Annotated in this window: 17 protein-coding genes; 8 read left to right on the forward strand and 9 right to left on the reverse strand. The window is 46.3% G+C overall.

From position 1 onward, the window contains the following. The first annotated feature begins 48 nt into the window (after positions 1-48). Positions 49-2,736, forward strand: coding sequence for a glycosyltransferase family 39 protein (locus ACP2WE_RS05475; protein ID WP_425214582.1), 2,688 nt, complete (start codon positions 49-51; stop codon positions 2,734-2,736). On the opposite strand, the gene ACP2WE_RS05480 is transcribed toward ACP2WE_RS05475, so the two are convergent. The 3 genes from ACP2WE_RS05480 to ACP2WE_RS05490 form a co-directional block, all read right to left on the reverse strand. Further along, a complete protein-coding gene (locus ACP2WE_RS05480; protein WP_425214583.1) occupies positions 2,729-6,121 on the reverse strand; it encodes a response regulator in 3,393 nt (1,130 codons plus the stop codon). The two genes, ACP2WE_RS05475 and ACP2WE_RS05480, sit on opposite strands and share 8 nt — an antisense overlap. Before the next feature lie 236 nt (positions 6,122-6,357). Continuing rightward, a complete protein-coding gene (locus ACP2WE_RS05485) occupies positions 6,358-8,673 on the reverse strand; it encodes an ATP-binding protein (RefSeq protein WP_425214584.1) in 2,316 nt (771 codons plus the stop codon). A 146-nt stretch (positions 8,674-8,819) separates the two neighbouring features. Beyond that, on the reverse strand, positions 8,820-9,347 hold the full coding sequence (locus ACP2WE_RS05490; protein WP_425214585.1) for a DUF427 domain-containing protein: 528 nt from the start codon (positions 9,345-9,347) through the stop codon (positions 8,820-8,822). A gap of 300 nt (positions 9,348-9,647) precedes the next feature. Between ACP2WE_RS05490 and ACP2WE_RS05495 the strand changes: the two genes are divergently transcribed. The 4 genes from ACP2WE_RS05495 to ACP2WE_RS05510 all read left to right on the forward strand — a co-directional run bounded on the left by ACP2WE_RS05495 (position 9,648) and on the right by ACP2WE_RS05510 (position 13,011). Beyond that, positions 9,648-11,045 carry a hypothetical protein gene (locus tag ACP2WE_RS05495; protein WP_425214586.1) on the forward strand — a complete coding sequence of 466 codons (1,398 nt, stop codon included), beginning with the start codon at positions 9,648-9,650 and terminating at the stop codon, positions 11,043-11,045. A gap of 69 nt (positions 11,046-11,114) precedes the next feature. Then, positions 11,115-11,372 carry a UPF0367 protein family gene (locus ACP2WE_RS05500; protein WP_425214587.1) on the forward strand — a complete coding sequence of 86 codons (258 nt, stop codon included), beginning with the start codon at positions 11,115-11,117 and terminating at the stop codon, positions 11,370-11,372. A gap of 15 nt (positions 11,373-11,387) precedes the next feature. Beyond that, positions 11,388-12,080, forward strand: a complete 693-nt coding sequence (locus ACP2WE_RS05505; protein WP_425214588.1) for an energy-coupling factor ABC transporter ATP-binding protein — start codon at positions 11,388-11,390, stop codon at positions 12,078-12,080. A gap of 673 nt (positions 12,081-12,753) precedes the next feature. After that, the gene (locus ACP2WE_RS05510) at positions 12,754-13,011 is read left to right on the forward strand and encodes a DUF2949 domain-containing protein (protein WP_425214589.1); all 258 of its coding nucleotides are present in this window, start codon (positions 12,754-12,756) and stop codon (positions 13,009-13,011) included. A gap of 146 nt (positions 13,012-13,157) precedes the next feature. Here the strand turns inward: ACP2WE_RS05510 and ACP2WE_RS05515 are convergent, their stop codons facing one another. From ACP2WE_RS05515 to ACP2WE_RS05535, 5 genes are all read right to left on the reverse strand, one after another. Continuing rightward, positions 13,158-13,427 carry a MoaD/ThiS family protein gene (locus tag ACP2WE_RS05515; RefSeq protein ID WP_425214590.1) on the reverse strand — a complete coding sequence of 90 codons (270 nt, stop codon included), beginning with the start codon at positions 13,425-13,427 and terminating at the stop codon, positions 13,158-13,160. Positions 13,428-13,466: 39 nt separating this feature from the next. Further along, entirely contained in the window at positions 13,467-13,775 is a 309-nt protein-coding gene (locus ACP2WE_RS05520) for a DUF3181 family protein (protein ID WP_425214591.1), read from the reverse strand. A 14-nt stretch (positions 13,776-13,789) separates the two neighbouring features. Beyond that, complete coding sequence (locus ACP2WE_RS05525) at positions 13,790-14,035, reverse strand: 2TM domain-containing protein (protein ID WP_425214592.1); 246 nt, start codon at positions 14,033-14,035, stop codon at positions 13,790-13,792. A 93-nt stretch (positions 14,036-14,128) separates the two neighbouring features. Next, positions 14,129-17,014, reverse strand: coding sequence for a glycoside hydrolase family 10-like protein (locus ACP2WE_RS05530; protein ID WP_425214593.1), 2,886 nt, complete (start codon positions 17,012-17,014; stop codon positions 14,129-14,131). A gap of 405 nt (positions 17,015-17,419) precedes the next feature. After that, positions 17,420-20,089: a DEAD/DEAH box helicase gene (locus tag ACP2WE_RS05535; RefSeq protein WP_425214594.1), complete on the reverse strand. Its 2,670-nt coding sequence runs from the start codon at positions 20,087-20,089 to the stop codon at positions 17,420-17,422. Positions 20,090-20,288: 199 nt separating this feature from the next. Between ACP2WE_RS05535 and ACP2WE_RS05540 the strand changes: the two genes are divergently transcribed. The 3 genes from ACP2WE_RS05540 to petD all read left to right on the forward strand — a co-directional run bounded on the left by ACP2WE_RS05540 (position 20,289) and on the right by petD (position 22,217). Continuing rightward, positions 20,289-20,795, forward strand: a complete 507-nt coding sequence (locus ACP2WE_RS05540; RefSeq protein WP_425214595.1) for a hypothetical protein — start codon at positions 20,289-20,291, stop codon at positions 20,793-20,795. A gap of 240 nt (positions 20,796-21,035) precedes the next feature. Continuing rightward, positions 21,036-21,683, forward strand: coding sequence for a cytochrome b6 (petB, locus tag ACP2WE_RS05545; RefSeq protein ID WP_330482626.1), 648 nt, complete (start codon positions 21,036-21,038; stop codon positions 21,681-21,683). A gap of 48 nt (positions 21,684-21,731) precedes the next feature. After that, positions 21,732-22,217: a cytochrome b6-f complex subunit IV gene (petD, locus tag ACP2WE_RS05550; protein WP_330482627.1), complete on the forward strand. Its 486-nt coding sequence runs from the start codon at positions 21,732-21,734 to the stop codon at positions 22,215-22,217. Positions 22,218-22,329: 112 nt separating this feature from the next. On the opposite strand, the gene ACP2WE_RS05555 is transcribed toward petD, so the two are convergent. Beyond that, positions 22,330-22,920 carry an Npun_F5749 family FMN-dependent PPOX-type flavoprotein gene (locus ACP2WE_RS05555; protein ID WP_425214596.1) on the reverse strand — a complete coding sequence of 197 codons (591 nt, stop codon included), beginning with the start codon at positions 22,918-22,920 and terminating at the stop codon, positions 22,330-22,332. Between the last annotated feature and the right edge of the window lie 46 nt (positions 22,921-22,966).

Below are 22,966 nucleotides of genomic sequence, written 5' to 3' on the forward strand. Positions count from 1 at the left end.
TCAGATCTAGAAAATTTAGTGTTTGCCATTTAAATCTTGATTGAAAAGATGAGCGCCTTAAAAAAAAGCCTGCTGCCATTTGTTTTTTCTGATGCTGTGATTTTAGCGATGATTTGGCTCGTTGGGGCTGCGATCGATCGCGTTTGGATTGGACTAGATCGTTCAGTTCCATATTGGGATCAAGGAGCGCACTTGACCATAGCCTTACAGTTTCTGCAAGCGATTCAACATGCGAATGTCTTCTCTAGCGACTGGTGGACAGACTTGTGGCGGATCTCTTCGAGTTACCGATCGCCTTTTGTCTATTTAGCTACGGTACCTTGTTTGGCAATATTTGGACGGGGTTTTGAGCAAGCACTTTTGGTGAACCTGGTATTTACAGGCATGTTACTAGGGGCAACCTATCTGTTGGGGAAAAGCTTATTTAATCGGCAAGTAGGGCTATGGGCCGCAGGTTTATGCTTGTTCCCTCCCATATTTGCGATCTTGCGAACTGACTATTTGCTTGACTATGGGTTAACTGCTACTGTGGCAGTTGCTTTTGCCTGTTTGACTTGCTGGCGAGGGGCGATCGCTACAAAACAAAAAGGATTGCGACTATGGGGCTGGGCGATCGCTTGGGGCTGCGGTCTAGGCATTACGCTCTTGGCAAAGCCGACAGGTTTATTGTTTCTGTTTTTGCCGATCGCTTGGATGACCATCGGAAGTTTGGCACGGAAACGATGGGGACAGTTGCTGCAAATTCTGGTGGCTCTGCTCTTGGCATGGTGCATATTTGGTGGATGGTTTAGTACCAATTGGCTGACAGTTCTTACTTCTAGCGATCGCTCAAATTCTTTATGGATGGCGGAAGGACTTAACCCTGACGATCCTCGATCGGTTTGGTCTTATTACCTACGACAGTTTCCGCGTATGGTTTCTATGCCACTGCTGGTGGTGTCGTTGGGATGCTTTTGCTTGGCACTCATCGTTCGAGTTTTGAAGTATTTCGGCGTTGCAAAGAGACTACTTTTGCCCTCTTCTCCTCGTGCTGCGACCGAGGAGGAGAACCAAAATCAGAATCAGCCTGCACTACATACTCAGGGCGTCTGGCGATGGCTATGGATATTTTTACTTGGCACGTACATTCTACTGTCTCTACTGCACAATAAAGATCCGCGTCATATTATGCCGATTTTGCCTGTGGTGTTAGTGGTTTTAGCCCGAGGAATTACGCTCTGGCAGACCCACTGGGCGATCGCATTACGTTGGGGAACATTAGCTGTTGCGAGTTGTGTTCTGATCGTCAGCCTGTTTCCTATTCCTGGTGCCGACCCTCTAGGCAATTGGATCAGTAGACGTTTGCCCTATATGGGAACAATATGGCCGCAGGCACAAATTATCAGCGAAGTTGTGAAGGCTGAGCCCTATTTACAGTCAACCATCGGTGTGATTCCCAATCTTGCCGATCTCAATCCGATGAATGTCGATTTTTATGGGGCTTTGGCAGATTTTCAGGTGTACGGACGGGAGTTGGGCTTCTCTCCAGAGAATGTGCTGCAAGACGCGCGATCGCTCTCTTGGTATCTAAGCAAATCTGACGATCAAGGTTCTGTGAACTATAGCGCTCAAGCTCAAAAATCCTTGGGGCAACTGGTTGTGGAGAGCGAAGATTTGGAAGTTCGTAAAACTTGGAAAGCCCCAGATGGCAGTCAGATCCGTCTGCATCATCGCCGTCTTCCTTTTACGATTGTCGAGCCTTTAAAGGAGATAACCCCAATTGCAAAGCTCCAGCTCAAGTCCGTAAAAACTCCATCGGTGGCAATTGCAGGGAAACCCGTGCAGATCGCCTATGAATGGATTGGTAATTGGGAACAGTTAAAAAACGGACTGGTTTTACTAACTTGGCAAAACGAAAAAACACAAACTGAGAAAGAATCAAACTGGACGCACGACCACGCGATCGGGCAAGGCAATCTATTTGAGCGGATATCCCAGCCCGATGGAACCTTTCGGATTACTGAAAATATGGCAATGCTGCCACCCCAAGAGATTAAGCTGGGAACCTATATCCTGAAGGGGAAGTATCTTAACCGCAAAACCAAAGAATCCATTCCCTTAGAAATTCCACCAATACAGATCCAGATAGAATCAGGAACTCCTCCACAATCAACCCCTCCACAATCAACTCAAACACCAGCAACGCCAATCGAACAGGCAAAAAATTCTCAAGTTAACTCTCCAGCGATTGCCCTGCCAATTTTTCAAACGAATTTCATACCAGAATTAGACCTAATTACACAATTGCGACAGTTAGGCGCAAGTATGAGACTGGGAAAACTCGATTCTGTGTTTAAGGATATTTCTCGCATTAACCAGTATGACCCTATACAAGACTATCTCAATCAAGCCCAACTGACGATCGGCGATCGCGCTAACACAGAAAAGCTCCATCCCGATCTCGCCTATGCACTAGGACTAGCCTATGTTTTGCAACGCAAAGCCCCACAGGCGATCGCCGCATTCACCCAAATCACTCAAGTTACTGACCCCACGAATGTATGGGCTTGGGCTTACTTAGGGTTTGTCCATCTCTATAGTTTTCAGCCGCAAGCAGCCGAAGCAGCTTTCTCTAAAGCGGCACAGTTAAATCCCAATATACCTGAGTTAAAAACTTTGCGAATCGTCTCCGCTGCCATGAATTTCAATATTTCCTTAGCTTGGGAGCGTTATCAAGCAGAACGTAAACCTAGTTGAGCGATTGAGACTGCCTTGCTGATCTTTTCGCCAGAAATTTTCCCCAACGCTGCAAAGCCATTTGCATTTCTTTAACACGCACGGGTTTAGAAATAAAATCATCCATCCCGACTTCCAAACAGCGATCGCGAACCTCGGGAGTAGAATTGGCTGTGAGCGCGATGACAACAGGTCGTTCTTGGGGTGACCACTGTTGGTAAATTTGCTCTGTTGCTTCAAACCCATCCATTTCAGGCATTTGTAAATCCATCAAAATTAGGTTGTAAGCCTGTTGCTGTAGAGCCGCTAAAGCTTGCAACCCATTAAAACTGACATCAGCGGCGTAACCAAGGCTAGACAATATTTTAAGTACTAATTTTTGGTTGATCGTGCTGTCTTCGACCACTAAAATTCGCAATAATGAAGTGAAATCGGCATGGATCGTTTGAAAAGAGATATGGGTGGCGATCGCTTTCAAAATCTGTTCAAAGCGAAACTCATGGACTAGATTTTTTAGTCCTGCTGCCAAATTTGCATGGGAAGGAGGAATCTGTTCGATCAGTCGTAAGACCTGTTTTCCATCAATATGGGTCACCGCATCTTGCAATTGGTTTAGCCATGACGTAGACATACCCGTAAAGTGTTCTGATTCTAAAACTTGATGAAAAGATGTGAGGTTCGAGATCGCAGGATTTTTGGTGGCTTCTGCATAGATGTAGCGTACCCCTAGATGTTCGGCAATTTTAGCGAAGACGATCTCATTGGGAACTGGTTTGCGAATAAAGTCATCACAACCAAAGGATGTAGCTTTCAGTTGTTCTTCTTCAAAGGCATTTGCCGTAATCGCAATGATTTTTGTAGGAAAGAACGATGCAATTTGCTGGGCTTTTTCGTTTTCTTGCATCCGAATCTGTTTGGTGGCTTCGTAGCCATCCAGCACAGGCATGCGTACATCCATTAAGATCAGGTCGGGTGACCAGTTTTGCCAAACAGCGATCGCTTCTTGTCCATTTTCACAATGGCAAACCTGAAATCCCATAGGAACTAGCAATTTAAGTAGTAGCTGCCGATTGAGCGTGTTATCCTCTGCAATTAGAATTCGGTAGTTCCGTTGTCCAGGCTCTAAGCCAATCGCAGATGGATTTGAGAAGCCGATTTCATGTAAAGTATTTTTGGCTAGATGGGCAAGAATATAAAATGAGAAGGTAGAACCTAACCCTACTTGACTGATCGCAGAGATTTTGCCACCCATCATCTCGACAAATTTGCGACTAATGGACAAACCCAATCCAGTTCCCTCTTGAGACTTTCTACCAGTTTCAGTTTGTACAAATGGTTGAAAAAGACAATCTAATTCGTCGTTGGCGATGCCCAACCCTGTATCTTCAACTTCAAATAGAATGGTTACCAGTTTGTTTTCAGTCGCTTGCACTTCATGGTTGAACTCTGTGACGAATTCTTTTGATTCCTGAGCGCTGACAAGATTTTCTTGATAGCTCTCTTGCGTTTGTACCTGACTAACCCTTAGGGTGACACTACCTCGATCTGTGAACTTAATTGCATTTCCAAGCAAGTTAATCAAAATTTGACGTAATTTTTTTTCATCGGTTGAGATGAATTGAGGCAAATCTGTCTTAACTTCAAAGATTAACTGTAAGCCTTTTAAATTTGCTTTTAGTTGGAGCATTTCTTCTAATACCCCAAGCATATAGTACAGATCAAAAGTAGTTTGGGTAATGACAAATTGCCCTGCTTCAATTTTTGCCATTTCTAGCACATCATTGATTAAAGACAAGAGATGTTCGCCACTGCGACAAATAATGTTCAAACTTTCTTGATGGTCTGCATTCAGATGGGGATCGTGAATCAGTAACTGCGTAAACCCCAAAATGGCATTGAGTGGTGTCCGCAGTTCGTGACTCATATTCGTAAGAAACTCGGTTTTAGCTTGGTTTGCGACTTCCGCAATTTCTTTTGCTTGTTTTAGGCTTGCCTCGGTGTGATATCGTTCGATCGCTGTTTTTGCTAAGTACGTTGCTCGATCGATCAAGTCGAGATCTTTGAGATTAGGCGTACAAGGTTTGCGATAGTACATCGCGAAAGTTCCTAACGCATCACCCTTGGATGTGAGGATGGGTGTAGAACAACAGGACCTCAGTCCAAAATCTTCTGAAAAGACCTCTTTAACCCCTGCCCAAAGCGGATCGGTAGTGATATCTTCGCTGAATACAGTTTGTTTTCGAATAACAGCCGGACCACAGGTTCCTGTGTCGTCTCTGACCGCTAAGCCATCAGCTATTTGTCTATATAGTTCGGGAAGATTTGGGGCAGCCCCATTACGAAAAACAGAAGTCGTTTTATCGACTTTCTCTATCAAGAGCAGAGAGCATAATGCCTCGTTACTATGAGCCTCTATCAGCCGAACGATCGCATCTAAAACCCCATCTAAGGGAACTCCCTGAGCGATCAATTCAAGGATATGGTTTTGACCGTCAAGTAAGGTTTCAATTCTTTGGCGTTCTCTAATCTCTTTTTCTAATTCTTGCGTTCTCTCTGTGACTTCTATTTCTAAACTAGAGGCATAGTTTTCGCGAAAGGTCTTCTCAAGTTTATGCCTTAGCTGTTCCTCTTTGAGTTTGCTTTCATAAAGCATCGTATTTTCAATTGCTGCTGCGGCTTGTGATGCAATGGCAATCAGCAATTTTAAGTCTTGGGCGGTGTAAGCGATCGCTTCAGATGAACCAACGATAACGACGCCAATCGTGCGATTTTGACTCAGTATTGGCGCACAAATTAGAGAATGCATCGTGGCTTCGCTGAGGCTATGTCGAGGATCGGCAATCACATCATTTACAATTTCAGGCTTACCCGATTGAAAAACATCCCCAGCAATTCCTTCACCTATCTGCCAAGATATATTTTCCTGAGGCTGACTAGATTGCATTGATGAGATGCTTAGGGTTTGGGTCGAGCGATCGAGCAACATCACCGCCGCACGGGTTGTCTTGACGAGTTTACTGGCTTCTTCAAGTACGAGATCGGCGATGGATTTGACATCTAAGCAAGTAGATATACGACTAGAGATGTCATAAAGCAAATTAATCTCTTCATGTTTTTCTAGGGCATCGATGGCTAGGCTTCTTTTCTCAAACTCAGATGTAGCCATATATCCGAGCAAATCTGCAATGCAACGGGCTTTTTCATTGCCATTAACCCAACCGATCGCTCGATCTAAAACAACGATCGGATACCTATGAAGGAAAGTACTGCTTGTTGCATTGTTAAAGAGGACGATACCCTCTAGATTTTCGATACTAAGGGGTACACCCAAAGCATCAATCATATTTTCGATTGTAGATGATGTCTCTTGATTGGTAATTAGTTTATTGAGGTCGATGCATATCATCTACAATTTCTCGCTTATCTGTCAGTCATGATTTTTTAACAATCGTTCTAGGCTTGAGATACTGCTCTCTAAATATGCCTTCACCTTACCCTAAATTTACAAATAATGCCTAGCCACCTCAGGTATTAGATATACTTCTTTAAATATCTGATACCCTTGCCAGTTACGGCTGAGATGGGAAACCATGGAAAAACAATAAGTTAATCTGCTCTTTTGAGTTTTCTACTTCTTTTGTATCAAAAAAACTCTGAGGTTGCCTCAAAAATAATATCAAAACGGAACTCATTCAATAATTCTATTAACATCGTTGCCAGGAACTGGTGCTGTGGGGGAATCTCGTCAATCAGTTGGTGGATTTGACTGGCATCAACCCTAATTGCTGCTGTGTATAGTTGTGTAATCCAGTCGCTGGGCATTACCAAAAGATCCGATCGCGTCAAAAGCAGTGGCGATCGCTCCAGCCGAGAACCTTGTGAATTCGTGTTTAACTCGGTATTGGGTATTTCTGAATTGGGTAGCTCTATATAGTGGTAACGCGCGCCCAAATGCTCTGCAACTTTTTCCAGTACCGTTTGCCTAGAAATGGGTTTACCCACTAAATCATCACATCCAGCGGCAAACACTTCTTCACGCTCTTCCTCAAAGGCGCTAGCAGTAAGCGCAATAATTTTAGTGGGTGGTTGTCGCATAAAACCATTATTTGCCAACTCTTTTTCTTTTAAGCGAATCTGCCTAGTTGCTTCGTCCCCTGCCACAATCGGCATTTGCATATCCATCCAAATCAATTGAGGAGACCATTCCTGCCAGATTGCGATCACTTCTTTGCCATTGATTGCTTCCCTTACTTCAAATCCAGCCTGTGTTAAGGTTTTACTTAAAAACTGCCGATTTTTTTTGATATCTTCTGCCAAAAGAATGCGAAACTGAGGCTGTCCCTCTTCTAACTCAATTATTCGCTGACAAGAGATATCTTGTTCTATGGAGGACTCGAGAGCAACAATGCCTTCAATGCAAAAGCTGAAAGTGGTTCCCACATTCACCGTGCTTGTGAGCGTGATATCTCCCCCCAGCATCCGTACGAGTTTGCGACTGATCGCTAAGCCCAAGCCCGTTCCTTCTTTCGATCTTCGTCCCGATGCAGCTTGAACGAAAGGCTCAAAAAGTTTTGACATCTCTTCTGGCGCAATGCCTTCCCCTGTGTCCTCAACTTCAAATCGAACCAAAAGTGATGAGATAATGGGGTCATTGGAAGACTCTATCTTTGCGTTGTCCATCTTTGCTAGATAAACTTCCTCCTGCGTCTCTTCGCGGTCTACGAGACTAACTCGGAGTATTACACTTCCGTCCTGTGTAAACTTAATCGCATTACTGAGTAAATTAATTAGAACCTGACGTAACCTTCCTTCGTCTGTACGAATGTACCTTGGCACATCTTTATCGATCTCTAAAAGCATTTGTAGATCTTTGGATGAAGCCTTGAGCATCAACATTTCTCGAATGGCATGGAGTAAGTTGTGCAGATCGAAGTCGCGCCTATGTAAAGGAACTCTTCCTGACTCAAGCTTGGACATCTCTAAAATGTCATTAATCAAGGTCAAAAGATGCTCGCCACTTTGGCGAATAATTGTCAAGCTTTCTTGATGATCTTCACTGATGGACTCGTCGTAACCCATGAGTTGCGCGAATCCTAAAATCGCATTTAAAGGTGTGCGTAGCTCGTGGCTCATGCTCGCGAGAAACTCTCCCCTCTGACGGCTTGCAAGTTCGGCCTCTTCTTTAGCGCGGCGCAGATCTAGTTCGGCTTGCTTGCGATCGCTGATATCTCTTGCTACCCAGATTACCGTGTCTTCTGAAAGGGGGGAAACATTTGCTGAAAACCAGACTTCTTGCCCGTCGATTGCTAAGCAATATTCGAGATTTTGGGTTTGCCGACTTGCCAAAACCTGATGAATACAGGAAATCTGGCGATCGAGGATCTGTACTGACAGGGTCTCGTAAGCCATCACAATTTCCTCGGTTGGAGGGTCGAGCAACAAACGCGGGTTCGTAGGAGCCACCTTGATGCATTGCCCTTGGCGATCGTAAACGACGATTACATCTGTCATTGCCGCAAACAACCCACGGAGTTCGGCACTCGTTTGCTTTAGCTCAGCCGTGCGTTCTTCTACCTGTAGCTCTGATAGTCTTGCCTGCTCTTGTAACTGTTCGACAGAGGCAACGACTTGTTTGTACAATTCGTACTCAACCGTATCTCCATGCTCGGTTGCAGTGGTGAGCATAATTTCTAGGTCAGTTTTGTCTCTCCAGAGCATGTCTAAGATTGACTGAAGTTTTGCTTGGGCAAGTTGACGTTCGTCGATCTCAGCTTGCAACTGCCGATTGAGCTGATCTAGTTCAGCCTCAACAAAATCTCCATGCTCTGTGGTTGTTAGTAGTGCAAGTTCTAGATCGCGATTTTCATGCTGCAACCTACTCACCTCTTGGCGCAGACTTTCCAGCTCTGCGTTGAGTTGCTTGCGATCGCCGTCCCCTGTTTGATTTTCTCTGGACACAGTAGTTAAGTCAGACAGTGCTGATACATAGCATAACGCTTACTCGAACATGCAATGTCCAAATGTTGTAAGGCTACCAGATTTGTGATGGCAAGCTCAATATAAAATTTTCATAATTTGATAACAATTTCCAACGAATCAAAACCTCACCAACCAAAACTCCCCTGTTCGCCTTTAAAAGGCCCTACGATATCTGGGGTAATCCACCCACCATAAAAGCCACCTGGCTGAGGCTGTACGATTTCGCCATCCACATAGCAAACGTCCATAAGACCTGCATAAAAAGCGACGTGATCCTTGATGGATAAAAAGCTTGGGGTCGGATCGGGATAATACCAAGCCACATTTTTAGCAATGCGGCGGGACGCATCCTGCAAGGAATCGCCAACCACTACCGTGTAATATCCTGCTACTCCTTTCCATTCGCAAAAACTAGATTGAGGCTCTGGTTTAAGATATTCCATTTGAATGTCTTGGGGTGGAATATAGTAAACAGGAGGGTGGCTTGTCTCTAACACGCGCTTGGCATTGCAGGTGTCCGCGATCGTAACTTGGTTAAAAATGATTTGGATGCGCTTGCTCGTTGGTTCGAGGCGTGGTGGTCTGGGATAGTCCCACACAGATTCTTGTCCTGGTTGTGGAGCAATGGGTTGAGGGCGATTAAATAGGGACATGATTAGTGACTGGATTTGCTAAGAGACAATTTGGGGCATCTCTAAAACTATTCTGGGGAAATTTTGGGATGAACTGCTAGGTCTGCTATATTACTTCACCACTAACTAGCATAAGACGAATACCAATTGAATAGGTAAGGTAACAGATCTTCGTAGGGGCATCATCATAAACGGTGTTGCCTGTATTGAAATATCTGGCTGTTACTGTAATCGATCGAAATGGTATGAGCAGTAGGACTAGCTTGTGAATTTCGGTTTGAAGGCTTTGAATTAAAAAGTTCTAACAGGGGAGTTTTAACAATGCGAAACCTATTCCCAATCGCTGCTTTCATGGTTTGTGGGTTCATGCCGCTATGTCTGCAACCAATTCAACCTGTATCGGCACAGGCATCGATATCTCAGCCTGTCAATATCCCTGCCAATCTTAAGCCCTATCAGCCCAAAGCAACTGCTGCAAATCGGTTTACTTACCAACAGAATCAGCTTCAGAATCTCGTTCCTGAAAATTTTGATGTAAATCGCTACCCCATCAACGATCGCAATGCCGAACGTTGGCAAAATATTCTCTGGACGGTGACTGTCCTATCCCCTCAGGCTGATTTTGTCGCTCAAGCTTTAGACAATATTCTGGCGCTTACTGCAAATCCCAAACTCTCAGACAACCAAAAAAGCGTGGTGGATGCTGCCATGCAGGTGGGCACGCAACTCTATTTAAGCAATCCTGGGTTTTATGCAAACGTAGGTCGCCATTTTGCCCAAACAATTGAGTATAGTAGCGATTCGCAATGGGTTGCCATGTCTTTGTCTGCCTTGGCAAAATCTCGGATTCCACCCTCTAACCTGCAACAACTGCGCTTGCGGGTGCAGCAAAGATTTCCCAATTGGCGGCAAGATATCTTTTTATACACCACACTCCAGCATTTATCCAGTTCCCAAGCGACGAGAACGATTCCTCCGCTCGCTGACCTGCTGACTTGGCAGATAGCGCCCGGACAGCCTCAAATGTATGTGTTCTGTCAACCCAATCGAGAAATTCTCTGTCTAAGTGTGGTGAAAGATGGGAATGGTCGGTTTGTGGAACAAAATGGTCAATTATGGTCGGTTCCTCTATTATTACAGTCTCTACATCGTCTCGAGTGGAATTTTTATCGAGGGCAAACCCCACAAGGGGTTTATCGGATCGAAGGAATTGTGCCGCAGCCTGATGACGAGGTGTTTAGAGCCTACGGGCAGTTCCCATTGGTTAAGCTATTTGTGCCCTATGAAGATGGCGTTCAAGAGTTTTTACCCAATCGCAAAGGCAAATTTACGGGCAATTTACAGACCTATCAAGCACTGCTCCCTTCGACTTGGCGTAATTATTTCCCGATTCAACAGAGTTATTGGGCTGGCAAAATAGGTCGATCGCTCTTTCGCATTCATGGCACAGGGGAGTCCATTGATTTCTTTAGAATCAAAACCAACCCTGCGATCGATAGCTATTACTGGAATCCCACGCTGGGCTGTTTGTCTGCCTTAGAGCTATACGATCGCAACGGGCAATTGCAACAGGCAGATGTGCCAAAAATTCTGAATATGTTAGGTATTCTAGGCAAGGGGAAGGTTGCGGGGTATTTAATTGTGGTCGAAATACCGAGTCGCTCGGGTGGGCAAATTTCGCCGATGGAAGTGAGAGAAGCGATCGCCCGCAGTAAATAAGAATCCCCCCTACAGGCAAGAGGTATTATGATAGAGACTGCGATCGCATGTTTTAGGGAGTTTTTTTGAATGTTTACAGTAGAGCTAACGTTAAAAGGTAGTCCGATTGCATTGTCAGTGCAACGCAAAGATAAAGAAACTGCCGAAGCTCTCTATAAATCTATTGCTGAGGCGATTAGTGGCAAAGGGGCTTCCCCCATCTTGGAGCTTACCTGCGATAAACAAGAAACTAAGAAATTGGCAGTAATCGTCACTGAGATCTCGGCAATTCAGATTTCTGAAAAAGCTGGAGCGACTGCAAACATGGGTGTAGGCTTCGTGCAGTAGCTAGATGCAATCGTAATGCCAGATCAGCCCCCTATCGATCGAGAAACATCCACCAACGCGATCGCCGTCAAAGATTTGACTTTTGCTTGGCAGTCTGGCGAAGTAGTTTTAGATCGTTGTACCCTGTCTGTTCCCAAGGGTGAGTTTTGGATGCTCTTGGGGACAAATGGCAGCGGCAAGTCTACCTTATTGAAGCTTTTAGCAGGACTGCTCAAACCGCAGTCGGGCGAAATGCAAATTGCCAGTCCTGCGGGGTTTGTGTTTCAAAATCCCGATCACCAATTGGTCATGCCCACGGTGGGGGCAGATGTTGCCTTTGGGTTAGTGTCAGAAAACCTCTCTTACCTTGAGACGCAAATTCGGGTCAAGCAAGCGCTCAGTGCCGTCAGTCTCGAGCATCTACAACGTCGTCCCATTTATGCCCTCAGTGGCGGTCAAAAACAACGGGTTGCCATTGCTGGTGCGATCGCGCGTCATGCTGAAGTTTTACTCTTAGACGAGCCGACGGCTCTTTTAGATGCAGATAGTCAAAACGATCTCGTGGCAGCCGTGCAGAAATTAGTCAAAGAAAAATCTCTGACAGCTTTATGGGTCACCCATCGACTGAATGAGCTTGATTATGCCGATGGTGCGTTCCTACTCCAAAATGGCAAGGTGATCGATCGCGGCGATCCGATCCGCTTGAAACATTCGCTCTCTGAGATTTAATTGGAGATTTAAGTTTAATTACCTTTGCTCTAGAGCGTGGGCAACTATAAAGAGATTTCCTCAAAGAAAATATTTCGCCTATGTTTATCCTCTGACAAAATTTTTGCCCATAACAAGTCGGAATGGGGCAATAGATCGTGAAATTTTGGGAAATTTACTGCCAGTTTTCACCTTTTTTAAAGGCAAAAGCCTTTTAGGTAAAGGATTTGTGAATCTTTTGTGAATTTCGATCTGCAATTTTCGATTTTTCTGTTAAAATCTACGCCATATGGCTTATTTCCCTGAAATTTGAAACTTATAAACTAAATAGAACGATTTACCAGAGATAACAATAATTTACGAATCTCCACAAACTTCCTTTCTGAGGAAGATACTAGCAGTTGCTACCGATTTGTCTTAAAATTCGTGAATTCTTGACTACACTTCTTGCCTAAGTAGCTAGCGCCCTCATTCTTTTCTTTCATATCCTTGCGAGACTATGGTTAAGCGAAATAGAGAAAAAAGAAGCTCTAGCGAAGCTGTCTTCATTTGACCTATTAGGTTTTTCTTGATGGAAATGGCTTTTGCAAGAGGTCTCGTACATTCTTCGTTGGACAACGAATTCTCGAGCAAAAAATAACTTCTTGAGGAATGTTGCCACATATGGTAAGGTGCGCTACGCTGTTAATCCAAAATGCTTAGTAAGCAAAAAGCAAGTTCCATGAATTATCAAATGTCAACTTTTGTGGTAGAAAGCCACCAAGAAAAGCTAGAACGGCATCTCCTTGAGTCTGCCGTCTTGGATCACGAGCAATTATCGGTGGCAAAAAGATTGCAAGCTCGTCAAGAAGGTCCTTTATTAATGATCCTCTTGCAGCTTAGTTTTATTGATATCAAGCAATTTAGTCGGCTGTTAGATTGGACAGTGCGGACGAAACTGGAAAATTTTTAGATGGCACTGTACATCACGATGATGCTGGGGTTGTAAAGTCTGGCTTCTCGGGGGGGCAGTTTACTAGCAGCACGTTCGTGCTAGGCTATCTAAAAATGAATAATTTACGAAGGATTTAACGGGGACAAGGAAAGTAGAAATACCATTTAGCCGCCACTTACAGGTGGAATTAACGCGACTTCGTCACCATTTTGCAAAAGCGTTTCAGGTTCGGCAAATTCAAGATTTACAGCATAACGAGTCAGCGATCGCCAAGGTTCCAATTGGGTAGATAGGTCGGGGTATTGGCTGAGTAAGCGATCGTAGATTTTCGCAACGGCGGTATTGGGTGGTAACGTTAGTTCAATCTCGCTTTCCGCGATCGCCTCTTGAAAAGCAGCAAACAATTTCACCCGAACGGTAATCGTTTCGCTCATGTTTTATTTCTTGGCTGAAGCCTAGACTCGATCGCGGGTTTAATCATTGGCAAACTTTTCCAAAATCTCTAAGAGGTTTGACTGCGCGTGCGAGGGAATCAATTCCACGAGGGGAATCTCGCGCCGACCGCCACCAACCTTGACGAACACATTCGCCAAAACTTTAGTCACAGCGGTTTCATCAATGCGATCGCCACTGCGATCGGTAAGCATCGGGTAAAACTTTTCAGCCAAAACCGTGTGCAGGTGGGCATCCCCTAGATATAAATGCCACTTTGCAATATCAATGTAGACTTCTTCGGCGATCGCAGCGGCTAATTGCTCGATATTTTGAGATGTACTTTTCATGGGTTTATCCAAGCTCAATTATTCGTCGTTGGGTACTTTTGAGAAAACACCCAAATTCCATGTCCTAAAAGCAATACAGCCCAAACACTCGTAACCCAAACCGCCCATTCCCATTCAGCATAGGTAATCGATCGCACAAACCACATGCAGCTATTACTGGCTCCAAACACCCCCACATGCACGGCTAAATTGATACCCCGTTCGAGGCGTTGGTAATCAGGGTCTCTGGGGTCGGGTGGCTTTGATAAACGAGGGGGCATAGGCGTGTTTCGTGAGATTGCTTATTTTTTTTAAGACTAGGTTTATGCTAACCCAAGGAGTGACAGGCTTGCCAGTGGGCTCTAATTTGGTACTTAATCTTTGCGAATATTTTCAGCCATATTAACGATCAGACTGCCGCCGATCGTGTCACCTCTACCTGCCGCCATCTTTGCTTCACCGTAACGTACGATCGCCGCGATCGCTTCGAGTCGGTTCACCCATGTGGTTACTCGATAGGGTTGCTCTAGGTTTTCCAACTTCATCCATTTGGGCAAATTGGTAGACATGCGATCTAGGGATAGCGTAGCGATCTTGAGATTGGCGGGAGTTGGTTGGAGATTTAAGGTCTGAAGGACCCGATCTAGAGACTCAACCTCCTGTTGCCAAATGGCAAGGTTCTCCCCTTTGACCCATAGGAGATTGTATTTGAGCAGGGCTTGCCATTCCTGTTTGAGCGCTGTGTAACGAGCTTGGGCAGCGGCAAATGGACGACGGTGCGGCAAAATCTGAGCATCTTGATTGGTGCGGGCATGTCTGAGAATGTTCTCAAAACTAGGACGCAAATGTTCTGCGGCAAAAAGTGAATAGCCGCTCGCAGGCAAATCTCGGATGGCTTGCAGTTGATCTAAAAGTTCGATGTCAGGTAAATCGCGAATTAACATACCTGGCAGAAATAGGACGGGCGACTGGCCGACTGCTGTCAATGTCGGTTTGACCTCTTGCCGAATAAAGCGGCTGGTCTCTCCCACATAGGTCATGGGCATCAGCATATCGATTTCGCCCTTGCTGACCCAATTCTCCCAGTTTTGCTGCATCCGACTGAGCCGTTCGTTAAATTTCCAAGGAAATACGGCAGCGGAAAGCATTAAATTGGGTTTGATTGCCCGCATCTCTTTCGAGACCCTACCGACAAACTGGTTGACCTGTTGGGCGCGAAATTCTGTCCAAGCCCACCAGAGCGATCGGTTATTGGGGCTAAGGTTAACTGGGTCAACCCCCGTCAACTGCATAAACCTCGATCTGGCTACGGTGCTAAAGCCAAAATCAGCCGATCCGAGATCTTGGCGTGGGTAGCGAATGTAGTCTAGCTGTAAGCCATCGACTTTATACTGGGTAACAATTTCACGGTACAACCGCAGTAGATAGTCTTGCACCTCTGGGTTGGCGGGGTCTAAAAATGTCTTCCCTTCAGGCGCAAAAATACTGCCATTTTGCTCGATATTCGCCCATTGTGGATAGGCTTCCAGTACTGGCCCAACATAGTTTGCAGGTTTGCCAATTAAGGTATTGTGCCTTGTATTTCCTACGCCAAAAACCCAGACCCAAGCATGAAGCTCCATGTTGCGCTGATGCGCCAATCGAACCGCTGAGGCTAGGGGATCCCAGCCCCGCGTTAGAGGATTTGATTGCGGTGCGACCCGACTAGGGTAAATGGGATAGCCCGCATTTACCGTTTCTAAAAAGACGGTATTTACCCCTGATGCTGCCATGCGATCGAATACACGCGCCAGTCTCTCCTCTGAGCCTGCTGCCACAATCGTGCCACGATCTAGCCACATGGCACGCACTTCAGGCAAAGCCACCAACAGATCGGAGGGATAGTCTTTCCAGAGGTTTTGACGACTTAACTGCCAAAGCGTTCTGGCTTGGACAAATTGGCGATCGGCAATGAGTTGAGGCAGATCTTTGAGTAACTGTTTGGCGATATTGATCGTTGTGAGTTGATTAGAAGCTGTCCCCAGCGATCGCCCTTGGGCTGTATTGGCGGTAGTCATGGCATTTTCTACCCGCCCGATCAACTCCTGTAGCTCTTGGTGCATGGTTAGCGCTTCGAGGGTAAAGATGGGCTGATCGGAAATCGGCGGTAATGCTGGCGTTGGAGCGGGAATGTAGGTTGCAGGTGTGCGAGGTGGAAGTAAGAGCGGAATTTTTCTGAGAGAAGTCGTTTGGGTTGCTGTAGTTGTCGTGGTTGTTGTGGAAGCGATCGCAGGCGTTTGCGAGGGATTCGCTTGCGTAGGACTTAGGCTAGCGGGGTATTTCGGTTGCGAATTGGGTGGATAAGTGAATGGAAGAGAAGGCTTGGGTATGCTAGAAATCGGAATGGGCTTGGTTAAGATCGAATCTGGGAAGGAAGACTGCTGTGTAGTTCCTCGCAACGCTTGAGAATCAGAAGTGGCAGGAATCGCGGCAACTTCTGAAGATCGCCTGCTCGTTGTTTGAGAATTGGAAGCTTGAAGATTAGATTCCGCTGCCACAATCAGCCAGTTGCGATCGAAGGCATGATGGGTTTTATCTGTGCCCCATGCCCAACCTAAATGGATGACATTGTTTTTGGCTAAAATTGCCGCTTTGTTTGCCGACCAATAGGCAACCGTGCGACTGTTTCCCTCTGTAATTCGTAACGTACCTCCATTGGTCAAAGGGGTGGTACTGACTTCAGGGACGGCGCGTGCCCAATCGTACTCAATGCTCGATCGCAAAACCAAATTTGCAGGGGTCTCTACCTTGCTATCCCAATAGCCACCAACCAGCGATCGCAACTGCGCCTGTACTTCAGGCTCTGAGTTTTTGCCTGCGGCTCCCGTAATAATTAACCTGCCACCGCGATCGGCCCAAGCCTTAAGAATTTGCATTTGCTGAGCGGTGAGGCTCTCGGCATTGGGCAACAGCACCACACTTGCCTTGTCTAGGGATGTTTCGCTCAGAGCATCTAGGGTTACGGTCACATACTTTACGCCTGTCAGTGTCGTGGCGATCGCTTCCCATTCAGACGAGTTTGTGCGAATCACGGTAATGACGCGGCTTTGGAGTGGCAGGGGTGGCTGAGGGTTTGCTGCCGGCTGGGGCAGATTGAGTAATGGATCGGTGCTAGGTGGTAATTCCTGCGCTAGATTTGTTTTTTGAGCCTCTAGTTTTTGCGATCGGCTTGGCTGCACTTGGGTTGATGTTGTCTGCGTCTCAGCCGATACTGAATGCATAGAAACCCGAAGAGAAGCGCTCAGCGTATAACTCAACGCACTTAAAACAAGTGCTCTCAATACTAAGCACTGGTGAACTTGTAATTGCCGCATCCAAAACTACCCCACTTAAAACTACACCTTAATTTCACAATAGTGAAAACGTTCTTTGAGCGTCTATGTCTATAAAGCCTTAAATAAACTTACCCAAAATCTGACTGTTTCGCCCCTCTCGATCGTACCAAATTCGGATCCAAATCCTGAAATTCGCCAAAAAATCGTCTAAACAACTTAAAGAGATTTCCAAAAAAACAAATTACCCCATGTAGGGGTAGCGCCCCTGTGCCTACCCCATAGTATCTAGGGCAACCACAGGGGGATTGCCCCTACAGTGTTTGGGATAGATTTCTGAGACATCCCTTAAGGCTAAATTACCTCATTTACGGGGAAGCGGTCTATAAGCTGAGTGGCGCGTCTTGCATTTTGGTAAAGCGGCTCGGGCAGACCCGGCACATGGGGAATCTGCGATAGCAGATCGAGGGTACGTCTTGCGATTCTCACCACATCCCCCTCATCCAAACTGGTATGGCGACATAGCTCGATCCACTCGATGCCCAACGCCCATTGCTCGATCAACCCCACAAGCTCGTATTCTAGCCAAATCGGGATCGTAACCTGATGTCGTCTTTGCAGTTGAAACAGTTGCCGCCTGATTCCGCGTAAATTACCCAAGGCTTCTTCGACATCGGGGGACAGTCCAAAATCTGTCCAACTGTCAGGTCGGCTATTTTCAGTCACGAGGGCAGCGCAGACGGTGGCTAGATGGTGGGGGGCTAATTCATCGAGTTCGCCCGATAACAGTGCCAAGCCTAACCAAAGCTCATTTTCGCCGCGTAAGGCTGCTACCACCTTACCTGCGTCCGTTGGATCCACCTCTTTGAGGCAACCAAAGCTCTCTAAAATCTTGACGAGGCTGAGAAATTCTTGCCAATATTGCTGTCGTCTTTCGCCCAAAACATTGCGCTGAAATTCTAGCTGTCTCTGCAATTGCTCTAGTTTTGTAACTTTTTTAGCAATGCTGGCGCGATCGCTCCACTTCGTCGCAGGATGCTCTGACAGCCGCGTTTCTAAACTTAAATATTTCGCCTCTTGTTGCAGGACTTCGGGAGGCGGCTCGGGCATGATGAGGGTGGGGATTTCTAGCGCGATCGCTTGGCTTTGCTCGTCACCCTTAAGCACTTGATTGGGCTTGAGTATCAAATCGGGGGGATAGGTGAGTTCAAGGTCGGTGATGCTTTCGCCTAACAGGATCACATCTTTATAGGTAACGACATACCAACGGTTATCTTGCCCCAAACACACCAGCCAAGGAAACTGCCCCGAGCCTTGAACCTTTGCCGCTAAGACAGCAGAAATGGGGCCACCCTTAGCCAATCGATGCGCCAAGTTAAGTGTGAGCGTCGTGCCCGTCAGAATATAGGGAATATAGGTGGCGAGATCGTGCAACCTTTGTTCTTCGGCCTGTTGGCTTAAAATTCTCAGCAATCGCCTTTCTTCACGCAAGCGATCGCGTAATTTTTCATACCCTTCTAAGAGGCTCAAATCCACGCCCGTCAATTCTTTTTCTAGCCGCTGTGCTTCCGACTCGACCAGATCGAGGTTTTGAATCTGGGGAGCTAGGGCGAGATCGGCGAGGTACTGTCCAAAGCTGCGCTCGATTAATTCCTTGGCTTGATCGAGGCTATGGGTCTGGAGCAGGTTCATCACCATGCCATAGCTGGGCGTAAACTGACTGATTAGAGGATCTGCCTCGGCGACAGCTAAGTAAGCTGCTTCTTTAGCGCCTTCAAACGGTGTCTGGGCAGTGACGACATACCCAACTGTATCCATGCCCCGACGTCCTGCCCGTCCTGCCATTTGTAAAAATTCTGATGCCGTAAGTAGGCGATGGCCGCGATCGGTACGTTTAGACAAACTAGAGATCACAGTCGTCCGCGCTGGCATATTAATTCCCGCTGCGAGCGTCTCTGTGGCAAACACGACCTTGATTAAGCCCTGCTGAAATAATTCCTCAACTAAGCCTTTCCATGCGGGTAAAATTCCTGCGTGGTGGGCGGCAATGCCTCGATAGAGCGCCGCGATCTGTCCCGATCGCCCCATATCAGGATTGGCTTGTAAAAAAGCATCAATTTGAGTTTTGAGTTGGGCTGCTTCATCATCGTTGACGAGCGAGAAATTTCCCAACTCCGTCACGGCTTGATCGCAACCCTTGCGACTAAAAATAAAGTAAATCGCAGGCAGCATATCCCTTTGGCGCAAATGGGTGACCACTGCACCAATACTCGCGGCTTCTTGACGAATCGGCTTACCGTTTTTATCTCTAGCAGGCTTCTCCCTCGATGCGGCAACCTTAGACTTGACATCGGTGGGTCTGAGTCGCGGGTTAATTTTTTTACCTGAGTCATCCAGCAACGGGAAAAAACCTTTGGGATGGCAAAAGAAATGCTGTAAAGGCACAGGTCGAAAATCGGAATAAATCAGTGCTGTCTCACCATGTACTTTGCCAATCCATTCTGTGAGTTGTTGGCTGTTGGCAACCGTGGCAGAAAGTGCAACAAGTTGGACATCCGTTGGGCAATAGATGATCGATTCTTCCCAAACAGTGCCGCGCTGGCGATCGTTCATGTAATGACATTCATCGAGTACCACCACACTCACACCCGTCATCGATGTACCAACTTCTCCGATCGGCGTACCGTAAAGCATATTGCGGAAGATCTCAGTTGTCATAACCAAGATCGGAGCTTCACGATTGATGGAAAGATCGCCCGTGAGCAAACCCACATTCTCTGTACCGAATTGTTCGCGAAAATCTCGTAGCTTTTGGTTAGAGAGTGCCTTGAGTGGGGTGGTGTAGAGTACCCGATTGCCACTGGTCAGGGCATTAAAGATGGCATATTCGCCAATCAAGGTTTTGCCCGAGCCTGTAGGAGCGCAGACCACAACAGATTTGCCCGCGTTAAGTGCAGCGATCGCATCTAGCTGAAACTGATCTAAGGGAAACGGAAAAAGCTGCTCGAGGTTTAGAGAATCCACGAAACCACACGAATTAAGGGCAAGAGTGTCTCAAATTACTATGATATCAAGATTTCAACAACTAGCTGCGATCTGTGGCGATCGCCCTAGGTCGGTTGTGTCTTCTCCCTCCCAACTCACCTAAAAAATTCACCCAGAATCCCCCAGAATTTAAAGTGCGGTAAAATCCGATCGCGTTTTCACTTCATCCACAAGTAGCGTGATTTCACCCAAAACTTTAAAAAGCCTCGCGATCGCCTTTAGTCTAGGTACGGGAGTCGGCATATTAAGCGCACTTCCCCCCGCGATCGCCCAGCCCGTCGCGAAAATTTGTCCCAGCGAACTGAAAACGCTTTCAGAGGCGATCGCCAAAGACTTACCCAGTTATCTCACCCGCACCTACACGCGCTTAGGCTTTAAGCGACAAATTCTCACCGTCAGCTTGCCCGAACTCGAACCCCTTCCCCTAGCCAAAGATCGCATCCCTAGTCCACAGGACGATCCGCAACAGGTATTTTTCTCTGTACTCGAAAAGCTAGCGGGAAAAGCAGAAACCTCTCAACGCGCCTATTGGTTATTTATTTCTACAACTAAACAGGGTTGGCGCTTGTCTATGGCATTTACCCGCATTGGCAATGCCCCACCTGAAGATGTGAGTGACGGTGCGATCGCCAATGCTGTCAGCACATGGCTCAAAGAACATTGCACCATATCCAATCGGAACTAGAGCAAATTCAGTCCCGCAATCTAGTTAGCCTATTTCAGGATCTGGAAGGTAGCATCTGGCAAGTAGCGATCGAAATAGTTGGTAAAAATCTGCTGAAATAGCCTATGGGTTTACCCGCTCTTGTCTGAACAAATGCTTGACTTTACTTGGCGGGGATCTTGAGAAGTATTAAAATATCTTACAATTACAACAACAACAATAAATATTCTCGTTAAGCAATCTTAGGTTCTTAGAAAATTCATGAGTAAAGTTTACGAATGGTTTGACGAACGCCTTGAAATTGGGGCGCTCGCCGAGGACGTAACCAGTAAATACGTACCTCCCCATGTCAACATCTTCTATTGCTTGGGCGGGATTACGCTCACCTGCTTTTTAATTCAGTTTGCTACTGGCTTTGCCATGACCTTTTACTACAGACCAACTGTAGCTGAAGCCTTTGACTCAGTCCGTTACATCATGACCGATGTTAACTTTGGTTGGCTGATTCGTTCCATCCATCGTTGGTCTGCTAGCATGATGGTGCTAATGATGATCCTGCATGTTTTCCGCGTTTATCTCACAGGTGGCTTTAAGAAACCCCGTGAACTGACTTGGGTAACTGGCGTAATCTTGGCGGTATTGACTGTCTCTTTTGGCGTAACTGGATATTCTTTACCTTGGGATCAAGTTGGCTACTGGGCTGTGAAAATTGTTTCTGGCGTACCTGAAGCCATTCCTATTGTGGGTGGGACAATTACCGAACTATTACGTGGTGGTGCAAGTGTCGGTCAAGGTACTTTGACTCGTTACTATAGCCTTCACACCTTTGTACTTCCTTGGTTGATTGCCGTATTCATGTTGGCTCACTTCCTCATGATTCGCAAGCAAGGTATTTCAGGACCTTTGTAACTCGTCCTTATCGTTTGCCATTTTCCTCTAATCACTAAAAGCTGCTTTATGTCAAAAATTGAAAAGCTACCCGATCTAAACGATCCCATTTTAAGAGCCAAGCTAGAAAAGGGCATGGGTCACAACTACTATGGTGAACCCGCTTGGCCGAACGATCTACTTTATATCTTCCCAGTGGTAATTACGGGTTCGATCGCCCTTTGTACGGGTCTAGCAGTTCTAGATCCTGCCATGATTGGCGAACCTGCAAATCCATTTGCAACCCCTTTAGAAATTTTGCCTGAGTGGTATTTGTATCCGGTATTCCAAATCCTGCGTACAGTTCCTAACAAATTGCTAGGGGTCGTCTTGATGTCTGCTGTTCCCCTGGGATTGATCTTAATTCCCTTCATCGAGAATGTGAACAAGTTCCAAAATCCCTTCCGTCGTCCAGTTGCCATGACCGCCTTTTTGTTCGGTACTTTGTTTACGATCTATTTGGGTATCGGTGCAGCTATGCCGATCGCCAAGTCTCTAACTTTGGGCTTGTTTTAGGCTAATTCCCTCAAACTAAATTTCGTTCTATACATAAAAAATCCGTGTTCTCCCTAAATAGTGATGAATGCGGATTTTTTATAAAATGCATTATCTGATACTTAACACCCTTTTAAGGATTCACAGCTTGAACTGACCACACTTGTTGCCGATCGCGAATCTCACGGACATAAATAGAACGGTTATGAGGTTCGCCAAATAGTTCCAAGCGATCGACCTGAATGGGTTCCAATAACAAAAGGCAGAAGGTATCTAAAGGGAGATCGGAACTTGATGGCGGCGGTAAAAATGCGGTGGGATGGGAAGTTCTCGGTTGGCGAGGATATGCCCAGCCAAATTGCATCCGCGCTGCATCCGATAGTTCTTGCCATGCGATCCGTCTCGCAGCTTGTAGATCGGATTCGGAATCATAGGCGATCGCGCGTAACTTGCCCCGCAGACGGAACTGTTCGCGGGTTTTAGGGAAGTACCAACAGGCTTCGGCTAAGGGATTGAAAGCAATCTGTTGGATTTTGGGGCTGCGGCGATCGGTGACAAATTTGAGTTGATTGGTATTGGGCAGAAATCCTCGAAACACCACAGTGCGATTGGCAGGATAGCCATCAAGGTCAATGGTAGCAAGCTGTAAAAAACGCGCTTCGGGTTGACTTTGATGCAGATCGAGGTTGCGATCTAAAAGCGATCGCCAAGGTGCCAAGTCCATAAAATCCTCAAAGTAATGGTGTAGTTTAGTTTAGACAGCTCTCTAT

This window comes from Tumidithrix helvetica PCC 7403, assembly GCF_965232925.1.
Lineage (GTDB): Bacteria > Cyanobacteriota > Cyanobacteriia > Pseudanabaenales > Pseudanabaenaceae > Tumidithrix > Tumidithrix helvetica.